Source organism: Bacteroides cutis (assembly GCF_900241005.1).
Lineage (GTDB): Bacteria > Bacteroidota > Bacteroidia > Bacteroidales > Bacteroidaceae > Bacteroides > Bacteroides cutis.
In genome coordinates this window covers 226,844-248,044 of sequence record NZ_OEST01000002.1, presented here as the reverse complement: position 1 = coordinate 248,044, position 21,201 = coordinate 226,844, and the positions used below count along the sequence as shown (strand labels likewise).

Genomic DNA, 21,201 nt, shown 5'->3' with positions numbered 1-21,201 from the left:
TATTTTATAGTTAAGTTAACATTACTTCATTTGTAATAATGACAAATATTTGACAGAAGATGGTTGCACTTCCATATAATACTGTACAAAAGCACTTGTAAGAAGTTCTCCTAAATAGCCAGAAAGTCTTTGAATAGACTTTTCTTTTATATCAATGTGCCACTTATCCCGTACTAGAATAGTTAAATGTTCTTCTAACACCCCAAACATAAAACTACAATATTCATCAAATTTAGAACGTTCCAAAATAACCATATTGGCATAATGTAACTTATTACTATCTAGAGTCTTACTCAAAGAAGGATATAAATAAGGAAATTTATCATAAACTATTTTCTTTATTATCCTAATATGAAATGAGCCTGCAACTGTAGAAAAGAATGTTTCATTATTAATATTACCGTATAAAACAGGATTTAATGCAAAAATCTTTATCTCTGGATTTCTGTTTATTGTTTTTTTTAAAGAACTGCAAAATTCATTTGATTTTTCAAATAATTCTGTTTCATTATTTACTGTTATTCTATCATAAAAAGGATAATATTTGCCAGTACAGGAAAGAGAAGAAAAGATATTAGACAACCAATATTTAATCTTCTTACCCAGTAACGAAATAGTAATACCACCGAAACAATAATATCTTCTATAATGACATAGACCAATATAATCACAATCCAAATTATTCCAAGCCCAATATAAACCAGTTAATTCACAATATAAATGGTTAAGTCCTGAGATATTAACGCCCTGATCATCAGAGCAAATACCCAAGTCTATAGTTGACTTTTTTTTCCCAACTTGAATGGGTAAATAAACATCATTGGAAACATAATAATCCTTTTTATGACAACAAACTATAATTTTTATTGTAGGCATGTTTTAAATCTTTTAATTTTATAATTTGTTTTTATATTTCTATTAAGCGTTTTTAATACTGCATAAACAAGTAGTGTCAATATACAATTTAATGCAAATCCCGTCGTTGCATGAAAAACACCCAAAATCAAAAATTCTAAATAGAACATATATAAATACGCATCTGCAAAGTCACATTTCCTTTTACAAAAAATGAATCTTAGCAAGATAAAGAAAAATAGTGCTATCGCGAGTCCCAAAATAAAACCGAAATCTAAAACCAAACATCCAACAAATGTGTCTAAAGCACCACCATTAGAAGTACTAATACCATATAATGAATCAATACAAATCTGCTCTATGCGTAGATTTAATAATGATGAAAAAAAATATTTACCATTCGCATAAGAATGTATAGGTACAGCAATTCCATAATTATACTCAACCATAGACTGTCCCAAATAGTCAACAATAGAATCAGAAGAATGAGTATCAAATCGAGACAAAGTAATTCCAATTATAAGGATTGAAAAAAGAATCGCACAAATAGAAAAGAAAAAATAAATTCGCTTCTTTACCAATTGTGGTAATTGCTTTTTAAAAAGCAAAAACGAACACAAAACTGATAAAGTTAAGACTAAGAGCCCTCCTCTATACACATATACAAGACATGTCAAAAGATTGGGTAATATACCTATTATAAGTAAAAATATACAATAATAAAAAGAGCTGCCTTTTTGAGTTAATAAATAAAATGCATACAAAACAATGACAAGCCTAAAATAATCCACATAAAAGCGAGCAAATATCAAAAATAGACTACTATTATACACAATATCCCCATTATAAGCATCTGCCTTCATAGTTGCCCAATTCCCATTTGCCAACATAATAGTCAACATCTGAATAAGATCATATATAACAACCAATGAAAGAAATGTATATACTTGAACAATCCAAATCAACCCATTTGTTCTTTTAACTTCAACACCTTTACAAGTTAAAGATCTTTTAGAAATAATCGGATAAAAATACAGAGTACAAATTAAACAAAAATAAACAGAATAGACTACAGACGTTTTAACAGACGATAATCCTAAATAATAAAATATTCCACATATTGAAACAACAAGATAAAGAAACAACAATACAACAGAGCTATCAATTCCCTTTCTTTTTATAAGCAAATAGATGAAGAATAGTGTAAAAAAAACTACGTTGAAAACAATAGCTGTCATATCGTATTAATAAATATTTGTCTCAAATAATTTCTCAATTATTTGGTGCATATCATAATATTTATATTCAGCTAATCTCCCTCCAAAGAAAATTCTAGTTTCTTTATCAGCCAATTCTTTATATTGCAGATATAAAGAATCATTCCTCTTATCATTAATAGGATAAAAAGGTTCACAACCATTTTTCCATTCTGAAGAGTATTCTTTAGAAATCACAGTTACAGGTTGAGTACCAAATTCAAAATGTTTATGTTCTATAATACGAGTATATGGAACTGATATATCAGTATAATTTACCACAGCATTTCCTTGATAATTGGGCAGTTCTAGTAATTCTTCTTCAAATCGTACAGTACGATACTCAAGTTTTCCAAATTTATAATCATAAAATTCATCTATCTTACCTGTAAATACAATTCTATCTGCTATTTCTTCCCAGTAAGTCTTATCTGCAAAAAAATCAACATTCATTTTTAATTCAACACCACGAAGCAAACCTGCAATCAGTTTATTATAGCCACCAATTGGAATACCTTGATATTTGTCACTAAAATAATTATTATCAAAAGTAAACCGTACAGGTAATCGTTTAATTATAAAGGCTGGCAACTCCGAACATTTACGTCCCCATTGTTTTTCGGTATAGCCTTTAATAAGGGTTTCATAAATATCTTTTCCAATCAAAGCTATAGCTTGCTCCTCTAAATTTCTAGGTTTATTGATTCCATACGCTTTCATTTGTTTTACAGCCATGTATCTTTGTTCTTCTATCTTGCGAAGTGCTTCCTCCGGTGTTACTACCCCCCACATTTGATAGAAAGTATTCATATTAAAAGGTAAATTATACAGTTTACCCTTAAAATTCGCTACAGGACTATTAGTATATCTATTAAATTCTACAATGGAATTAACAAAGTCCCATACTTTCTTATTTGAAGTATGAAAAATATGAGCGCCATATTTATGTATATTTATTCCTTCAACATTATCAGTATACAAATTCCCCCCTGGATATAAACGTTTATCTATTACTAAGCACTTTTTTCCATTTTGCTTAGCTTTATACGCAAACATAGCTCCATATAGCCCTGCACCAACTATTAAATAATCATATTCTTTCATATTTTCTTATTTTGTCGTTTCATTATTCCTAAAAGTTGAAGCATAAACTCATTTTTACAAAAATAAAGCATCCATCCATACACAAATATAGAAAGTACAATTTCGCTTAATAAAAGAAGATAATTAGGTAAATTCAATGTACTGAAAATATATAGAAACAATGCCAATATAAAAGTTGACAACAGAACCATCCCATTATTTTTATTTAATAAAGTTAGTGGAATAAACACTCGCCCCAATACGAACATTGTAATTAATACAAAAAATTCAGCAACAAATGTGGCTATAGCCGCACCATATTGTGCATATTTAGGAATAAGTAAATAATTCAGAGTAAAATTCAGAATTGCTCCCATCAGCGTAGATAAAATAACAATATTTTCCTTACCTTGTGGATATAAAATCTGCATACCTAACAGCCCAGACAATCCAATACAAATAATTATTGGAGAAACTATTTGTAAAGTCAAAATAGAAGCTTCAAAATCATTACCACAAAATAAATGAATTAACGGAGAAGCTGTGAAGATTAATCCTATGGATATAGGCAGACTGAGTGTTACAACAAAATGTGATGCTCTATTTGCTATCTGCGCAAATTCATCATATTTTCCCATACTAATTAAATTTGTAAATCTTGGCAATAATACAGCACCCAAAGAACTTATAATGCCTAAAAGAGCTTTAGTCAAACGTGTAGCTGCCGTATAATAACCAACAGCAACTTGACTACTCAAAAGTCCTAACATTATAGAATCCATATTTACATAGATACATACAATAATATTTAGGAGAAATATTTTTAAAGCCGGCCTTAAATGGCGCCAAATATTAAGTTCCTTACAAGTAATTGCTTGTATTGTTACAAATTGTCTTAAACGAAAGAAGTTAAGTACATTACTTCCCACTTCAGCCATTACAGTTATTCCAGCATAAATAAACAAATCATCTTTAGAATGAACCAAAGTAAAAAGAGCGATCAATGACAATAGTTTCACCACCAATGACCGTATTGTAATATACTTAAAATCCTCCATTGCTTGATAAAACCAAGCAACTCCTATTGCTGATAGGAAAATATTCACACTCAGTAACAAGAATAAAGAAGCATCAGATTTTACATTTTCTACAGTTAAAGCAATGATATAAACTGCTATATATCCCAGAATACTTAAAAAAGTATGTAAGAGTAAAATTTCTATTGCTAATTTACTTCGCTGTTCTATATTATCACGCACTTTTGCAATCTCTCTTACCGCATATAAAGGGATACCTAAAGCTGAAAATAACACTATACAATTAATAATAGATTGGAGAAATTGAATTTTTCCAATTCCATCTGCCATTATTATACGAGAGACATAAGGAAATGTTACAATAGGGAAAAGTAATCCCACTACCGTATTTACTAAATTTAAAGTAAAATTGTATTTTATAGAATTAACCTTAGACATCTATTAAAAAAGATTTTATTGAATTCTACATAAATACTTAATTACTTAATTTACAGAAATGATTCATAACTAAATCATATATAGTTTCTATTCTGTTTTTTACATCATCAAAAAAATATTTTTCTAATAATACCTTAAACCTATACTATAATAAGCCTATATGCATTTCATATGGTATTAAAATGAATATTTTGAAGAAATATAGTGATATGTATTTTTAGAAACTTACTATTAATATCGATAATTATTCCTGCTTTTAAATACAATATTAATTATATGAATTCATTAATTAATCTAACCACTTCTGCTACATCTTCAAAAGAAATTGAAGGTCCGATGGGTAGACTCAATTCTTCCTCAGCTATCTTCTCAGTAATTGGCAACGAAAGTTGTGGCTTGTTCCAAATTTCATTAGAGTAACATTCCTGTTTATGAGGAGCAATAGGATAATGAATCACAGTACCTACTCCATTTCGTTCTAAATAGTCATGTAATGCATCACGCCTATTATCACCAACAAGTATCGGAAAAAGATGAAAAGCATTCTGCTCCATTGGAAGAGTATCGGGAAGAGTTACATATTTATTATTAAGGTGTTCAATGTAATATGTAGCCACATCTTTACGATGTTGATTATCCTTCTCTAAATAGTTAAGTTTCACATTGAGAACAGCCGCTTGTATTTCATCTAAACGAGAATTACGACCAGTATATTTAAATACATATTTTTTCTGTGACCCATAATTAGCTAATGTACGAACTGTTACCGCAAGTTTCGGATCATTGGTAGTTATTGCACCACCGTCACCTAACGCACCAAGATTTTTACCCGGATAGAATGAATGCCCAGCTGCATCACCAATAGAACCTGTACGTTGACCTGTTGGAGTGTAGACACAACCATGAGCCTGTGCATTATCCTCGACCAACTTCAGATTATACTTTTTACAGATCTTTAGTATTTTGGGAGTTATGGCAAGACGCCCATAGAGATGCACGACGACAATAGCTTTTGTTTTCGAAGTAATATGAGCTTCAATTAGATCGTCATCAATCTCAAGAGTATTGAGTTTAGGTTCTACAAGTACAGGAATGAGATTATTCTCTGTAATGGCGAGAATAGTTGCAATATAAGTATTGGCAGGTACGATAATTTCATCACCAGGCTGCATTACTCCCATTTCTATATACGCACGAAAAATCCAGATAAGGGCATCTAAACCATTTGCACAGCCAATTGTATATTTACAACCGATATATTTAGAGTAACGCTCTTCGAATCGCTCGTTTTCCTTACCTTGAAGATACCAACCATTATTGACAACTCGTGAAACTGCTTCATTAATTTCCACTCCATGAAGAGCTGTTACATCTTTCAATGAAAGAAATGGAATTTTCATATTTCTTATTTTAGTATTCTAAATTTATATGTCACTTGCCTTTTTCACAAAATGGGCAGGATTACCAACCCATATCTCACCAGCCGGTATGTTTTTAGTGACCATAGAACCAGCACCTATCATTGCTCCCTCCCCAATGGTAAGACCCGGCAGAAGAGTTGAACCGGCACCAATTGTAGCGCCTTTACAGATACGAGTCTTCTGAAGTATCCAATTAGTATTGTGCGAACGTGGATACATATCATTGGTAAAAGTGACATTAGCTCCAATAAAAACATTGTCTTCAAGTTCAATCCCATCCCATAACTGAACCCCACACTTAATAGTACAGTTATTACCAACAATCGCTTCGTTCTCTATAAGACAATGAGAACAGATATTGCAATTTTCACCAATGGTTGCCTTAGGAAAAATAATACAAAACTGCCAAATACGTGTACTCTCAGGAATATTAGGACATTGACAATCAGCTAAAGGATGTATCATGATATGGCAAAGTTCGATAAACTGATAAATTATTCTTTATTACGAAATTTGATAAACTCATCATAGTCACGGATATAATCTTCTGCCCTATAAACCTCACTGGCAAGCACCATACAAACTGAACCCGAAGAAAAATCATCAAGATCACGCCAAAGTCCTGGTTTTATATAAAGGCCCTGGTAGGGACGATTAAGAGTGAACGAACGTTTACATTTACCGTCACTCAAAGTTACAGTAAAAGATCCTGACACCGCTATCATCAATTGTTCCAATTGACGATGAGCATGAGAACCTCGAGACTCCCCCCCAGGTACATCATAAAGGTAATATACACGCTTCACATCAAATGGAAGAGTTTCTCCATTTTCTACAACAGTAAGATTACCTTTACGGTTACTATGATGTTTATCGAGCTCTACCATAGAGCAATCAAAAACATTATATTTTCCTATTATTTGTGCTACAGCTGTTCTTTTTCCCGTTTCTGTAGGCATAAAATCATCATTATACCCTGATTTTATATATGTAAGAAAATCATTATAATCACGTATATAATCTTTCTCATCATACGGAATACTGCCAAACTCCAACGCTATTGCATTCGTAGAGAAATTTTTAATTTCTCTCCAAGCCCCCTTCGGAATATATAATCCATAATATGAACGATTAAGAGTAAAAGTATACGCTTCTACTCCATCATCCACAGTTATATCAAAAGAACCAGACATAGCTATAATGAGTTCCTCATTATTTTTCTCTGCATGTCCACCACGATTCACACCTCCCGGGACATCATAGAGCCAATATGTGCGTTTTATAGTAAATGGAATCTGATTATTATTCTCGACAAATGAGAGATTTCCTCTCTCATCCAAAAACTTTGGTAACTCAATAATTCTAGGCTTATCCATATTACATATACTTTCAAATTAAAGCTTATAGAACTGAAATATCTAATGTCTCAAAGCTCTCTTAATCAACATTTATATAGATATCCACTTCAAAATCAGAGTACCATATATTGATCCGTTTTTTTACCAGCAAGAACATCAGCAATACGACGACAAGCTTGTCCATCACCATAAGGATTAACAGCACGTGACATTTTGGCATAAGCTTCAGAATCATCAAGAAGGACACTGACCTCATTCATAATTTTTTTATAATCAGTACCTACAAGATGAACAGTACCACTAGAGAGTGCCTCCGGACGTTCGGTAGTATCACGCATCACAAGCACCGGTTTGCCAAGCCCGGGAGCTTCTTCTTGAATACCCCCAGAATCAGTCAATACGATTGATGCTTTTTCCATTAAATAAACAAACTCCAAATATTGGAGAGGTTCAATAAAGAACAGATTTCCAAGATTTTTCAAATTCTCCCCAAAAACCTCATGAATCGGTTTACGCACATTAGGATTAAGATGCATTGGATAAACGAAATCAACCTCTGGATATTTATTTTTAAGATCACGGATAGCAATACACATATGAATAAAACCATCACCAAAGTTCTCCCTTCTGTGCCCTGTTATCAATACCAACTTTTTACCATTTACAAGACGATTCACATCATAACCAGCCTTAGAAAGAACTTGTTTTTGTTCTATTGCCAGTTTTTCATTGTTCTTTAATTTATCCACTACCATGTGAAGTGCATCAATGACTGTATTTCCAGTCACAAAAACTTTTCCATGTACCTTTTCCTCCAACAAATTATTTTCAGACAAGGGTGTCGGGGAAAAATTATAAGTGGCAATACGACCTGTTATTTGACGATTCATTTCCTCCGGCCATGGACTATATATATTGTGTGTACGTAACCCTGCCTCTACATGAGCTACCGGTATTTGAGCATAAAATGCTGCCATTGCAGCAACTGTGGAAGTAGTAGTATCACCATGAACCAAAACAATATCAGGGCGTATATTTCTAAATACATCTCGCATACCGACCAATACACGAGCGGTTACATCTGTTAAATCTTGACCTTGTTTCATAATATTAAGGTCATAATCAGGAACAACCTCAAAAATCGTCAATACCTGATCAAGCATTTCACGATGCTGACCTGTTACACACACAATCGTATCAAACTCATCAGTACGCTTCTGAAATTCCTTCACCAAAGGACACATCTTTATCGCCTCAGGTCGAGTACCAAAGACTAACATTACTTTCTTTTTCATTCGTAATTTATTCATTGATAGGACTATCCTTATAGTCTCTAGGAGATATGAGCTCACTTTATATATGAGTCATTGTTAATAAGTAAGGAAATTATTTCAAACCTTTTTGTCTATTTAATTATCCAAATATTTCAAGTTAACTTTAACACACTGTTAAAGTTAACTTCCTATCTATAAGAAGTTAACATCGTAATCACAAGAAATTAACTTCCTGCAGACAGAAAAATCAATGTCTGTTTTTCACTTTAACATTGTTAAAATAGAGAAGACGTTTTTCATGATAATCCTATCGAAAGCTGTCGATAGCTCTATCAATACGCATAAATACCTATCGAAGCTCATCGATAGGCTGAATTCAAAATAACGTGATTTTATGTTTATTCAAAGGTTATCTCAGCAGTATTTTTATTCTTCCACTATATACTTATCCAGGTTCCTCGTTTCTTTACTGAAGTTCACTCCCACTTTTATAAGACGTTTTCCCTCCAGCGTATAAGGAATCAGATAACCCTTCTCATCGATTTGTTTCAAGGCTTCTTCGGCTGTACCGTTCAGTTTAAATTCAAAGGCATAAATGGCATTCTGAGTTTTCACGATTGCATCGGCACGACCACGCGCACTGCGGACTTCTGTTTCTACAAATTGTCCCATTAAAGTGAAAACTATATAAAAAACAGCTTGATAATGACGTTCGGTATTGTCACTCAAATCGTATGGCATACCGGCAAAGAAGACTTTCAAGCGCTCCATGAAGGCGTCTACATCACCGGAACGAAGTTCACGCATAAATTTAGCTATGAGGAAACCGGTTTCGTCATCAGTCACTTTGGTATAATATGGCACCAAGAAATTAAGGAAGCCGTAGCGTACTTCATCATTGGGAAATTTCAATGTATAAAGATCCACTTCACGGTCATAGTACTTGATAGTCAGATAGCCGCTTTGATAAATCATGGGAAGAGGGTTATTTACCTCTATACGATATTCCGAAAATGCAGAAGCAGTTACTTCTACTCCATCTACTAATAAACGAAGATCATAATCACTCTGCTTAAGTAAATCAACCAGATAGGTAGGCGTACCTGTTTGAAACCAAAAATTGCCGAACTTCAGTTTTTGAAAAACATTTAAAAGACTGAATGGGTTAAAAAGTCCGACTGTTGTATCTTCACAAAAATGATAACCGTCATACTGTTTCTCCAGGCGATAAACGGTTTCTTCAAATGTCAGTCCTTCACTTTCACCTAAATGTTGTATCTCCGGAACAAAAGTACGAACCATCTCTTCTTTTGTAATACCGCACAAGGCTTTATATGCCCTGTCCATACTGATATCATTCAATTGGTTCAAATCGCTGAATATGCTGACTTGGGCAAATTTAGTTACTCCGGTCAGAAAAACGAAACGTAAATAACGGTCTGCGCTCTTCAATACGCCATAAAAAGCTTTCAGAATACGACGGTATTCATTCAACAAATCTTCATCCAGCAATGCCTGAAGTAAAGGTTTATCATATTCGTCAATCAATACTACAATTTGTTTGCCCGTCTGGATATATGCTTGTTCTATTATATAGGCAAAGCGCTCCTCAGGACTGCGATCCTGCTTTTCGGTACCGAATTTCAACTCCCATTTCTCCAAATATTGATTGAGCATGGCTATCAAATCAGCGGCAGTCTCATAGTTGCGGGCATTCAAATCAAGATGCAATACAGGATATCTTTCCCATTTAGTTTCCAGTTCTTCTATCGCAAGCCCTTGGAACAAGTCTTTACGCCCTTGAAAGTATGCTTCAAAGGTTGAAAGAAGCAGACTCTTGCCGAAACGGCGGGGACGACTTAAAAAATAAGGTTTACCAATATTTGCTATTTGATAAACCATAGCAGTCTTGTCTACATAAAGATAATGCTCCTTACGTATTTCCTCAAAAGTCTGTATACCAACTGGTAATTTACGCATCTGTTCCATTTTATCTCCTTTTTTAGAAGCTATATGCAAATATACGCTTTTTCTTCAAAGGGAAATCCTATTTATCTTTTTTTCTATTCTTCCACTTCCTCCCACGGATACTGATTTTCCTCAAAATTTTTCAGTTCTTCAATAATCTCCATTTGCTCCTGTGTCAGATATGTCTTATCCCAAGTGTTAATGATGGTATGGGCAGTCTGTGCCAAGCTCTCATCGTAGACCTCACTGTAGCAGTAGGATAAAAGACGGGCTTTGAGCGGGGAGGAAGAAAGTTTAGGGAGGACTTCATAACTACGATCCAGAAGGCGCTGGATGTATTGCTGCTTATGACCGTTGTCGTAAATGGTGGCGGAAAAGGCGATTAAGAGACCGAGACAAAGTTCGGCTTCGGACTCGGGAATGTCACCGGAAGTGTTGTAGAGTTGCAGAGCTTGCTCGTAAACATCACGATTCAAACGAGCAAAGTCATCAGCATAAATTGGAGTACCATCTATGCCCAAGGTCAACAGACGATGGGCAGAAGAGTACAAAGTTGCTATTTCTGAGTTCATATAACTGATATGATTTATTGATTTCACCACAGAGGATACAGGGGTATCTTTAAGATCTCATGTTGCCTTTCCTACAATTCTACAATAGGTTCTACAAGGGAAGGATGGATGTAGGTAGTGGCTATTGCCATTACTCCTTCAATATTCACTACCACGCGACGGTCGTGACGGATACGTACAAATTCACCGATAACGCCCTCAAAAACTCCGGCTGTAATACGAACTTTCTGACCTTTTACAAGATGTAGCTCGGCGGACTCGACATAGAGAATAGCTTCATCGTAAGTGCCGGCAACAAGTATGAAGCTACGCATCTGCTCATCGGGAATAATGACCGGGCGGCTGTATTCACGATCCATAATGAAACGTATGGGCATAGAGCCTTCTAGGGTATCCTTCAGAGCATCTATACGTTTACGGGTGGAATGGATAAAGACAAGGTTGTGAATGGCCGGAAGCAACCTACGCATGCGTTTACCGTTTTTTACGATATATCCATATCTCATCGGAATGAAGTTTTCTATTTTTTCCTTGTCCAGAATAGCCTTCAAGAACAGTTCACGACTATAAGAGACACGAACGGCATACCAATGATTGTGTTGCAAAAAATCTTTATTTGATTGGAGGCTCATAAACAGGTAATTGATAATCAAGCGATTATTATCAATACTATTTTTATATTATCGTTTTGGAAAGAGTGTTCTTTAGGGACACCGGAGTAATGATATACCTCCCGGTCAGGTTATGTAATGCAATTATTCTCAATAGTTTAGTCTGCATTCATCTTATTTTAAGACCACTTACCATCACGGAAAAAGAAGTCAAAAAATAGCTATGTTTAATATTACACTCCTAAAGAGCTATAAACAAAGCGATTAAAGTGATAAAACGTTTTTTAATCGTTCGTTTAATGTACGCAAAGGTAAGAGCAAGAAATGAAATTACAAAATATTTCTATAGATAAATTCTTTCTCCTTGTCTAGTTCTCCTTTATTTTACTAATTATCAAGATGTTGTAATATTTATTGGATATAAGATTTAATCTCTCCTTTTATAGGAAATAGTGTGATATATAAATAGTCTTCGGAAAATGTTTTTTAAACGAACGTTTAAAAAACACCTTCAGTCGCATACAAAATGCGGATACGAATAGAAATTCGGGTGTAATATTTTCCTATAAAATGATATTTATACCTACATAAAAAAAAGGATATTACCGATTACGGTTAATATCCTCTTTTCAATTATAACACACAATTATATATGCAAGCCAGTTCCTTATATATTCATATTACCCATATATTCATTTAAATATGAACGACACTGAGTATCGGGAATACAGCGCCCTGTATAGCGAAACAGATGCCAAACACGGCAGCGCTGACAATCCAAAGAATAAGTAAAGTCCATTTCAGACCAGAATTCATGGGTTGCCATTTGAACAATTGGCTAAAGATTGCCCATACAAGGCTGATCAATGGGATGCCAACTAACAGGATACCAGTGATGTACATCATAATGGCAGACATCGGAGAAGCGGGAAGTATAATATCCGCCATCGGGAAGAGTGAAAGAAGTGCCGCTCCCCCTCCGATTGCCACCGCAATAGCAGCAAGGAGTAAAGCCACAAATACAATTCCAAAAACAAATAGTACCGGACTGCAAATAATAGCAAATATTACCAAACATACTTTCAGGAACAGACCGACAACCATCACTAACGTATCACCTGCTTTCTGTAACAAAGTACGAGGTTTGTCAGATTTCATGAAATCGTTTACACCATGGCTCACTTTTTCAAAACCATCGGTCACCGTTTTGCCAATATTCTCTACCGTGACAGCCTCACCACGCATACTCAATTTCTCGGCAGCCGTACGTGCTTCGGGAATTACCAGCCAACATATGATATATACCGGTATCAGTGTACCGTAACCACAAATAAGAACGATTAGCAGTAAAAAGCGAAGTAAAGTTACGTCCCAACCCAGATAGGAGGCCAAACCACTGACTACACCGCCCAGCATCTTGTCATCCGGATTACGAAAAAGGCGACGGCGAACAGAAGCGGTTGCCTGATTGGCAGAACCGGCATTCCATGAACCGGAACCGTAGCCACTACTTGTATTCGTACCGTCATGAGAAGAGGTATCTGCATCTCCAGTCTCTATATCTTCGGGTTTTCCCATGCGGGTAATCACCTCCTCTACATCTGTAATCGTAATAACTTGCAAGCCTGCCGTCAATTTCTCGGCAAACAGTTCGGAGATACGGCGTTCGATATCATCAACAATCTCATCAGCGCCAACGTCCTTACTGAAATGTATCTTCAGATTGCTTAGGTAATTATCCAAAAGGCGATAAGCGTCTTCATCAATATGGAAAACCGTTCCGCCTAAATTTACAGTTAAAGTCTTTTTCATTGCTATATTTTTTATTATGAATTACTAATTATGAGTTGCTAAGATGATTCACGGTATCACTCAGCTCTCGCCAGGATATTTCTAACTCTCCAAGAAAAACCTCTCCTTTCTCTGTGAGCTTATAGTATTTGCGTGGAGGTCCCTGTGTAGACTCGATCCATTCGTAACTCAACAAGTCATCATTCTTCAAACGGGTGAGTAACGGGTAAAGTGTTCCCTCTACCACAATCAAACGGGCTTCCTTCAACTTTTGGATAATATCCGAAGCATACGCCGGTTCCTTGTGAAGCAATAGCATGATGCAATATTCAAGCATGCCTTTGCGCATTTGTGACTTTACATTATTAACGTCCATTCTAAATTATAAATTACCGATTATTAATTACACGACCATTGTCTTTCCTCTCTTATAAATCTCATATTGTCTTATCAACTTCTTTGTATGGCACAAATATATGTATTACTTTGGTACTATGTATTACAAAGTACCTTATATTTTCATTATTTAACTATTAGAGTTACAAATAACAGCATTATAGTGTATCTTTGTTCCCAAATACTATAAATACAACAATATGTTTACCATTAGAAAAGCAACGACTGCCGATTGTGAGTTAATTCATAAACTTGCCTGGCAGATATTTCCTGAGACATATAAGGAAATACTAACTAAAGAACAAACCGAATATATGATGGAATGGATGTACTCTTTAGAAAACATCCGTAAACAAATGGAAGAAGAAGGACATGTCTATCTAATTGCTTACGAGGAATGCGAAGCGGCAGGGTATGTATCCGTACAACCACAAGGCGAAGATTTGTTCCATTTACAGAAGATATACGTACTCCCCTATTTTCAGGGTGCACATTGCGGTAGTTTTCTGTTCCGCGAAGCCGTTAAGTACATCAAGGAGATACACCCGGAACCGTGTTTGCTGGAACTAAACGTGAACCGTAACAACAAAGCACTACACTTTTATGAACATATGGGAATGAGAAAATTGAGAGAAGGAGATTTTCCGATAGGAAACGGATATTATATGAATGATTATATAATGGGGAAGGAAATTTGAAATAAAAGATGAAAGGCTGCGCGAATATCCAATATTTAATTCGCACAGCCTTTTTATTTTTACCGGCAAAGAAAATTTATGCCACTCTCTCCAAACGCTTCATTACAGAGAAAATGAACAGGGCGGACAACAGGCAAAGAGCTACCAAGACTCCCCATACCACATAGAGTGGGAGGTTACCCCACAAATTGGAAGCCACGGAAGTCAGATAGTTACCAATGGCAGTTGCCACAAACCAACCACCCATCATCATACCTTTATATTTGGGAGGTGCCACCTTGGACACAAAAGAAATACCCATAGGCGAAAGAAGAAGCTCACCGAAAGTAAGTACAAGATAAGTAGATACCAACCAGTTAGGTGACACAAACGAAGCAGTACCGGCTTCAACAGCTACTTTTTGCTGATCGGGTGAAAGCAATCCTATAGAAGCAATAATCATCAAAATGTAACCACATGCTGCCACCAACATACCTAAGCCAATCTTACGCGGAGCACTCGGTTCCTTACCTCTTGAAGCCAACCAACCGAAAATACCCATAGAAACAGGTGTCAGAGCTACTACATAGAATGGGTTGAACTGCTGGAAGATAGGAGCATCAACTACTGTGGACTCCGGAAGCATCGTATATCTATATATCAGGAATGCCACAGCTACTAAAATAACCATACCCGAAATCATCTTCGCACGTCCGGATTTACTTTGGAACAAGGAGAACAGAGCGTAAACAATAAAGATGATTGCTACCAAATTCCATACCGTAAACATCATACTTTCCACTCCCGTAGAACTTTTGGCAGTAAACTCATCAGCAAAGAAAGTAAGTGTCAGTCCGTTTTGATGGAAAGCCATCCAGAAGAAAATAACCACAGCAAATACCAGACAAAGAGCCACAATACGGTCTTTAGTCTCAGCAGGAGAAAGTTCTTCGGTAACCGCACCTTTACCTGTACCTGCAGTTATTTGTTTCGTACTACCTTCCACATGTTTGAAAGTGCTACGGAAAGTATAATAAATAATCATGGAAACAATAAGCGAAACGCATGCCACGCCGAAAGCAAAGTGATAAGAGTCGTTGACACTTATCCCCAGACTTTTCTGCGCATAGTTCATGATACCTACCGCACATGATGGGGCAAACAGGGCACCAATATTGATGGCCATATAGAAAATACTGAAAGCGGAATCGCGTCTTGAAGCATATTCCGGCGAATCATATAGATTACCTACCATCACTTGCAGATTTCCCTTGAAAAGTCCCGTACCCGTACTAATGACCAGCAATGCACCTATCATGCACACCATGCCCACTGTACCCGTACCTGCCGGAACAGCAAGCAACACATAACCCGCAAACATGGCAATGATGCCGATAGTAACCATCTTGCCATAACCGAATTTGTCGGCAAGAATACCACCAATGAACGGCAAGAAATAAACCATAGCAAGAAATCCACCATAAATCTGTCCAGCTACATCCGGCGACAGACCGAAATTAGCTTTGAGAAACAGCACAAACACTGCCAACATTGTGTAATAACCGAAACGCTCTCCTGTGTTGGCAAGCGCCAAGGCATAAAGCCCTTTAGGTTGTCCTTCAAACATAATTTTTTTTGATATTAGATATTAGTAAATAGATTAATTTCTTAATATTTGTGCAAATATAGACTTTTTGATTGATTGCACCAATAGACAATGAAGTATATATTTACTCAATTCTATTTACTTTGAAGGCGTGATGTACTGTCGATCTCTTTTTAAATTCATTTTAAATTGGTATTCGCATTCGTCTCCTTCTCCGGTATGGCATATAAGTAGTAGGTACTATTCGGCGTAAAAGGAGTGCCGTCGGGAAATGAAGTGAACCAATGTCCCTCCGGATTATACTTTTTATAACTACCGTCCTGTTGCCAACATTCATATTCCTTGGTAGCTTCTTCCTCTGTCAGCGGTTCACGCACTACGGACTGCTGTGTGCGGAGAATATCGGTTATACCGAAACCTTCTCCCCAAAGTTCACGGCGACGTTCCATCAAGATATCGGCAACCATCTGCTCCTGTGTTTTCCCTGTCAAATTATAATCAGCAAGTCCACGGGCATTGCGCAAAGTATTAAGGGGTTTCACGGCTTCTTCCAGTACCCCCTTACGGGCCAATCCTTCCGCAGCAATGAGATACATTTCAGCAGAACGCATCACGACAATATCTCCCGTCTGATCGGAACGGATACGGAATTTGCGATATCCCAGATAACCCTCGCGCATCCACTGAAAGAGTTCCCGACGGATATCATTCGCTTCGAACTGATCCATGAAGTGCGGGTCGGCCATAAAACTGTTGTAAGCATCGGGAGTCACCACATCAATATAATAGAAATTATAACTGGCGTCGGACTGGCTGACGGACTGCGGTTGTCCCCATATCCACTCGGAATTGGAAATATCGTTAAAACCCATATAGGTTTTGGCATCTGTCATCAAGGTATATCCATTGGCTGCGGCAAGAGCAGATTTGGCAGCATCTTCCCACTGGCCGGTGAGCAGATAGGCACGGGCAAGCAAACCGTTGACGACAGCTGTGTTCGGCTTGAATTTTGAATTGTCATCAGAGCGCACATAACCATCGAGCAAGGTCTGTGCCTGTTTCAGATCTTTGAATATCTGAGTATAAAGTTCTTCAAGAGTGGCTTTTCCCTTGGGTTGCGTACCCGGACCGGTCGGTTCGGTATAGAGAGGTACGGCAGGCGCCGTCTTGTCCTTCAAATAAGTAAATTGGTAATGCTGCGCTAAATGTAAATAGCAGAATGCACGCAAAGCATACGCCTGTCCTTGAGCATGACGAAAATCAGAGGTATCATCATCACCAGTGGCCTGAATGGAAATAACCGTGTTGCAGTTGTCGATGGTTTTATACATCAGATACCAGGCAAAAGCGGTTCGATTGTTGGAAGGTATTGCCACATCATCGAACTGATAAGAAGAATTGAAACCGTACATGGGACGAGAAACAACATCGTTCGCCATCATATCGTCTTGTAACATCAAGGCACGATAGCCGATATTGGCATACGTACTGCTATATTCAAATAAATTATACCAAGCACCGTTGAAGATACGCCCGGCATTGGAGGGTATGGGGACGAGTCCGGCATCTACCGCATCGGTAGGCTTATGGTCGAGAAAATCGCCACTACAAGAAGAAATGACGAACAGTCCGGTAACCCAAATTACTATATTTTTAATTGAAGTTTTCATAATGAGTAGAAATTTAAAATAAGTTTGATATATGGGATGGAGATTATCAGAATGAGACATTAACCCCTCCCGAAATAGATCGCATGGCAGGATAACGGTAATAAGTCAATCCTGTAATTCCCTGTTCTGGATCAAGTCCTTGATTACCGGAAATCGTGAGCAGGTTGTCTGCCTTGACAAACAGTTGCAAGCTACTCAAACTGATTTTCTTTATCATAGGTTGCGGGAAATTATAGGATAAGGTGATATTCTTCATCCTCAAGTACGAATTATTGAACAGGTTACGGGTGGAATTTGCATTCCAGTTATTAGAAACGGTCTTCAGTGCCGGGACATCCGTATAACGATTTTCCGGCGTCCAACGTTTCAGCATTTCCGTAGACCAAGCACGTCCCGTACTGCTTCCATTGCTCCACAGCATCGTGACGTCACGGTCTACAATGTATCCACCGATACTATAAGCAAAGATTGCGGACAACTCAAATCCTTTGTAAGTGAAAGCGGTATTGAAACCTCCATACACTTTCGGTAAGGAAGATTTATTGACATAATAGTAATCGGCTTTGGCATAGTCATTGGTAGTGGTACGGCCGATAACATTGTTCTGCGTATCCTTTACATCTTTATACCACAACGGGTCACCATTTTCCGGATTTACCCCGGCCCACTCACGCAGATAGAAATCATAGACCGAACGGCCTACCTTCAAACGGGTGACTCCCGTAATCGGCATATCTTTCAACGGAAGATCGGTTACTACGTTCTTATAATGAGTCAGGTTCACGCCCAGACGCCATGCGAAGTCACGCGTATGGATGAGTGTACCTTTCAAGTCTATTTCAAATCCGGTATTCTTCAATGCACCGATATTCTCGTCTACCGAAGTATAGCCCAACGAAGTGGCAAGCGGACGGGAATAGAGCAGGTCTTTGGAACGACGCTGGAAGAAATCGAATGAACCGGAGAAACGGTTATTGAACAATGAGAAATCAATTCCGACATTAAAGTTCAGGTTAGTTTCCCATTTCAATCCCGGTGTAGCCAGACGATCGGATACCAAAGCGTTCTCACCGGCTTGGGAAACGATGGAATAGAGTCCGCTACTGGCATAATATGTACCCAGATTGTCGTTACCCTGTGCGCCATAACTCGCCTTCAACGTCAAGGCCGAAAGCCAATCGGCGGTGGAAAGCATAAACTCTTCACGGTCGATACGCCAAGACGCACCTACCGACCAAAAGTTACCCCAGCGGGTGGAAGGAGCAAAACGGGAAGAACCGTCACGACGATAAGAGGCCGAAAAGAAGTACCTTCCCTGATAATCGTACTGTGTACTCAGGAGATATCCCAACAAGGAATAATCGATACGGTATCCGGAACCGGCGGTCACCAGTGAACCGACAGCCAACTCAGGCATATCGGGCACAGCCATATTTGAACGTGCGGCCTGAAGTACATCATAACGATATGAATAGGCTTCTTCTCCGGCAAGGATATTGAAGTGATGCTTACCAATGGTTTTATCATACGTCACAATATTGTTCCATGTCCACGAGAAAGTACGCGTATATTCACGGCTCGCACCGCCTCCGGTATTTACTGCAGGACCGATTTTGGGATTGGTATAATCAAGTGCGTTATAATTGACTAAATCGAAGTTGAAGCTGGTTTTGAATTTCAATCCTTCGATAATAGTTGCTTCGAGGTATGTCCGTCCCGAAAACTCATCCTTCATACGTTCCGCTTTGTCATTCGGCAACGTGGCGGGTAAGTTCCAGTTCGCCATAGAACCGGACGGACGATAAGATCCGAAATCGTAAATACGGTTTCCTTCGGAATCATATTTGTACGTACCGTCGGAGTTCATTTCATAGATAGGATAAAAGTCAGCCATCAGTCGTCCGGCGTTGATGACATTGCTCGTTTTCGTATCCGAGGATACAGGATAATTTTGCATAGAATGAGCAAAACTCATATTGACACTGCCACGCAGCCATTTATTTATCTGACTGGTGATATTGGAACGCAGGTTGAAACGTTGGTAACCGGACTCAAGGGCAATACCTTTATCATTCAAATAGCCTGCCGAGAAGAAATACTGATTTGTTTTTCCTCCTCCCGATACGTTCAGCCCTAACTCCGTACGCAAAGCCTGTTGCTCCATGGCATCCTGCCAATCTACATTCCAGAGGGGAACAGCTCCTGCAACCAATTTCCCGTCCGTGCCTACCGGTTGGGAATAGTTGGGGCCATAGGGGTTAGGACCTCCTCCCATCAATTTGCCTACAAGGTCTTTGGAAGCCTGAATGGCGGCGGTTTGGGGAGTATACTTATCCGTATTCAAGGCATATTGGTTCCGTAAAGCTTCCCAATAGAGTTCAAAATATTGATTGGTACCGATTCGGTCATAATCGCGTACGGCACGGTTGGATCCCCCGAAACTGGCTTTTACACTGACTGTAGTTTTAGAGTCAGTCTGCCCCTGTTTAGTAGTGATGATGATCACGCCATTGGCACCACGAGAGCCGTAAAGTGCGGCTGATGCAGCATCTTTCAGTACCGTAATAGAAGCAATATCTTCCGGATTGATAGAGTTGATGCTGCCATCAAAAGGTAAACCATCCACCACATAAAGCGGTGCGCTGGATGCATTGATAGAACCGATACCACGAATACGAATTTCGGCATCGGTACCCGGTTGCCCGCTGGCGGCACTTGCTTGAAGTCCGGGAACAGTGCCCTCAAGGGCACGCGACACATTTGAAGTCTGCATGCGGGCTATCTCATCCCCTTTCACAGTAGAAGCCGCTCCGGTAAAGCTGTATTTCTTGGCGGTGGCATAAGCTACTACCATTACTTCATCCAGTACTTCACTATCAGTCTGCAAATCCACGTTAATTACCGTACGGCCATTGATTTTCTGTTCCTGGCTTTTAAGGCCTATAAAGCTAAATACCAATATGCCGTCTGAAGGGGCTTTAATGGAATAATGACCATCAATATCGGTCACCGTACCATTATGCGTTCCTTTTATCAATACCGATACTCCCGGTAAGGGGTCTCCTTCTGACACAACGGTACCTGTGACCTGTATATCGTTCGCCGTTGCCGCATGGAGAACGGCTGTACAAAGCAGGACGAACGATGCTAAAAATAGACGTAGTTTCATATTCATCTCTTAAAAATTA

The 21,201-nt window shown here is 37.9% G+C and carries 17 protein-coding genes; 1 reads left to right on the top strand and 16 read right to left on the bottom strand.

The window, feature by feature from the left end:
• Nucleotides 1-21: 21 nt before the first annotated feature.
• From C1A09_RS05070 to C1A09_RS05010, 13 genes are all read right to left on the bottom strand, one after another.
• Entirely contained in the window at nt 22-876 is an 855-nt protein-coding gene (locus C1A09_RS05070) for a DUF4422 domain-containing protein (RefSeq protein WP_101542651.1), read from the bottom strand.
• Nucleotides 864-2,093, bottom strand: a complete 1,230-nt coding sequence (locus tag C1A09_RS05065; RefSeq protein ID WP_101542650.1) for a hypothetical protein — start codon at nt 2,091-2,093, stop codon at nt 864-866. The genes C1A09_RS05070 and C1A09_RS05065 overlap by 13 nt, the downstream gene beginning before the upstream one ends.
• Before the next feature lie 6 nt (nt 2,094-2,099).
• The gene (glf, locus tag C1A09_RS05060) at nt 2,100-3,215 is read right to left on the bottom strand and encodes a UDP-galactopyranose mutase (RefSeq protein WP_101542649.1); all 1,116 of its coding nucleotides are present in this window, start codon (nt 3,213-3,215) and stop codon (nt 2,100-2,102) included.
• The gene (locus tag C1A09_RS05055) at nt 3,212-4,669 is read right to left on the bottom strand and encodes a flippase (RefSeq protein WP_101542648.1); all 1,458 of its coding nucleotides are present in this window, start codon (nt 4,667-4,669) and stop codon (nt 3,212-3,214) included. Before C1A09_RS05055 ends, glf begins: the two co-directional genes overlap by 4 nt.
• A 272-nt stretch (nt 4,670-4,941) precedes the next feature.
• Nucleotides 4,942-6,069, bottom strand: a complete 1,128-nt coding sequence (locus C1A09_RS05050; protein ID WP_101542647.1) for a DegT/DnrJ/EryC1/StrS family aminotransferase — start codon at nt 6,067-6,069, stop codon at nt 4,942-4,944.
• A gap of 24 nt (nt 6,070-6,093) precedes the next feature.
• Entirely contained in the window at nt 6,094-6,555 is a 462-nt protein-coding gene (locus C1A09_RS05045) for an acyltransferase (protein ID WP_101542646.1), read from the bottom strand.
• Between the two features lie 29 nt (nt 6,556-6,584).
• Nucleotides 6,585-7,466: a sugar 3,4-ketoisomerase gene (locus C1A09_RS16655; RefSeq protein WP_101542645.1), complete on the bottom strand. Its 882-nt coding sequence runs from the start codon at nt 7,464-7,466 to the stop codon at nt 6,585-6,587.
• A gap of 95 nt (nt 7,467-7,561) precedes the next feature.
• Complete coding sequence (wecB, locus tag C1A09_RS05035) at nt 7,562-8,743, bottom strand: non-hydrolyzing UDP-N-acetylglucosamine 2-epimerase (RefSeq protein WP_101542644.1); 1,182 nt, start codon at nt 8,741-8,743, stop codon at nt 7,562-7,564.
• Nucleotides 8,744-9,148: 405 nt separating this feature from the next.
• Nucleotides 9,149-10,711 carry a PD-(D/E)XK nuclease domain-containing ATP-binding protein gene (locus C1A09_RS05030; RefSeq protein ID WP_101542643.1) on the bottom strand — a complete coding sequence of 521 codons (1,563 nt, stop codon included), beginning with the start codon at nt 10,709-10,711 and terminating at the stop codon, nt 9,149-9,151.
• A gap of 74 nt (nt 10,712-10,785) precedes the next feature.
• A complete protein-coding gene (locus tag C1A09_RS05025; protein ID WP_101542642.1) occupies nt 10,786-11,262 on the bottom strand; it encodes a UpxZ family transcription anti-terminator antagonist in 477 nt (158 codons plus the stop codon).
• Nucleotides 11,263-11,333: 71 nt separating this feature from the next.
• Complete coding sequence (locus tag C1A09_RS05020; RefSeq protein ID WP_101542641.1) at nt 11,334-11,894, bottom strand: UpxY family transcription antiterminator; 561 nt, start codon at nt 11,892-11,894, stop codon at nt 11,334-11,336.
• Between the two features lie 675 nt (nt 11,895-12,569).
• A complete protein-coding gene (locus C1A09_RS05015) occupies nt 12,570-13,685 on the bottom strand; it encodes a PspC domain-containing protein (RefSeq protein WP_101542640.1) in 1,116 nt (371 codons plus the stop codon).
• Between the two features lie 28 nt (nt 13,686-13,713).
• Nucleotides 13,714-14,040 carry a PadR family transcriptional regulator gene (locus tag C1A09_RS05010; RefSeq protein ID WP_101542639.1) on the bottom strand — a complete coding sequence of 109 codons (327 nt, stop codon included), beginning with the start codon at nt 14,038-14,040 and terminating at the stop codon, nt 13,714-13,716.
• 220 nt (nt 14,041-14,260) lie between these two features.
• On the opposite strand from C1A09_RS05010, the gene C1A09_RS05005 reads away from it, so the two are divergent.
• Nucleotides 14,261-14,758, top strand: coding sequence for a GNAT family N-acetyltransferase (locus tag C1A09_RS05005; RefSeq protein ID WP_101542638.1), 498 nt, complete (start codon nt 14,261-14,263; stop codon nt 14,756-14,758).
• Between the two features lie 76 nt (nt 14,759-14,834).
• Here C1A09_RS05005 and C1A09_RS05000 read toward each other — a convergent pair whose 3' ends face one another.
• The 3 genes from C1A09_RS05000 to C1A09_RS04990 all read right to left on the bottom strand — a co-directional run bounded on the left by C1A09_RS05000 (nt 14,835) and on the right by C1A09_RS04990 (nt 21,188).
• Nucleotides 14,835-16,364, bottom strand: coding sequence for a peptide MFS transporter (locus C1A09_RS05000; protein ID WP_101542637.1), 1,530 nt, complete (start codon nt 16,362-16,364; stop codon nt 14,835-14,837).
• Nucleotides 16,365-16,522: 158 nt separating this feature from the next.
• Nucleotides 16,523-18,013 carry a RagB/SusD family nutrient uptake outer membrane protein gene (locus tag C1A09_RS04995; RefSeq protein ID WP_101542636.1) on the bottom strand — a complete coding sequence of 497 codons (1,491 nt, stop codon included), beginning with the start codon at nt 18,011-18,013 and terminating at the stop codon, nt 16,523-16,525.
• A gap of 46 nt (nt 18,014-18,059) precedes the next feature.
• Nucleotides 18,060-21,188 (bottom strand): SusC/RagA family TonB-linked outer membrane protein, encoded by a 3,129-nt coding sequence (locus tag C1A09_RS04990; RefSeq protein WP_101542635.1) that lies wholly within the window; start codon nt 21,186-21,188, stop codon nt 18,060-18,062.
• Nucleotides 21,189-21,201: the final 13 nt, after the last annotated feature.

Coding starts and splice junctions, on each gene's coding strand:
- C1A09_RS05065 (WP_101542650.1), bottom strand. CDS start 2,093: ATGACAGCTATTGTTTTCAACGTAGTTTTTTTTACACTATTCTTCATC.
- C1A09_RS04995 (WP_101542636.1), bottom strand. CDS start 18,013: ATGAAAACTTCAATTAAAAATATAGTAATTTGGGTTACCGGACTGTTC.
- C1A09_RS05050 (WP_101542647.1), bottom strand. CDS start 6,069: ATGAAAATTCCATTTCTTTCATTGAAAGATGTAACAGCTCTTCATGGA.
- C1A09_RS05000 (WP_101542637.1), bottom strand. CDS start 16,364: ATGTTTGAAGGACAACCTAAAGGGCTTTATGCCTTGGCGCTTGCCAAC.
- C1A09_RS05020 (WP_101542641.1), bottom strand. CDS start 11,894: ATGAGCCTCCAATCAAATAAAGATTTTTTGCAACACAATCATTGGTAT.
- C1A09_RS05045 (WP_101542646.1), bottom strand. CDS start 6,555: ATGATACATCCTTTAGCTGATTGTCAATGTCCTAATATTCCTGAGAGT.
- C1A09_RS05010 (WP_101542639.1), bottom strand. CDS start 14,040: ATGGACGTTAATAATGTAAAGTCACAAATGCGCAAAGGCATGCTTGAA.
- C1A09_RS04990 (WP_101542635.1), bottom strand. CDS start 21,188: ATGAATATGAAACTACGTCTATTTTTAGCATCGTTCGTCCTGCTTTGT.
- C1A09_RS05005 (WP_101542638.1), top strand. CDS start 14,261: ATGTTTACCATTAGAAAAGCAACGACTGCCGATTGTGAGTTAATTCAT.
- wecB (WP_101542644.1), bottom strand. CDS start 8,743: ATGAAAAAGAAAGTAATGTTAGTCTTTGGTACTCGACCTGAGGCGATA.
- C1A09_RS05070 (WP_101542651.1), bottom strand. CDS start 876: ATGCCTACAATAAAAATTATAGTTTGTTGTCATAAAAAGGATTATTAT.
- glf (WP_101542649.1), bottom strand. CDS start 3,215: ATGAAAGAATATGATTATTTAATAGTTGGTGCAGGGCTATATGGAGCT.
- C1A09_RS05030 (WP_101542643.1), bottom strand. CDS start 10,711: ATGGAACAGATGCGTAAATTACCAGTTGGTATACAGACTTTTGAGGAA.
- C1A09_RS05055 (WP_101542648.1), bottom strand. CDS start 4,669: ATGTCTAAGGTTAATTCTATAAAATACAATTTTACTTTAAATTTAGTA.
- C1A09_RS05015 (WP_101542640.1), bottom strand. CDS start 13,685: ATGAAAAAGACTTTAACTGTAAATTTAGGCGGAACGGTTTTCCATATT.
- C1A09_RS16655 (WP_101542645.1), bottom strand. CDS start 7,466: ATGGATAAGCCTAGAATTATTGAGTTACCAAAGTTTTTGGATGAGAGA.
- C1A09_RS05025 (WP_101542642.1), bottom strand. CDS start 11,262: ATGAACTCAGAAATAGCAACTTTGTACTCTTCTGCCCATCGTCTGTTG.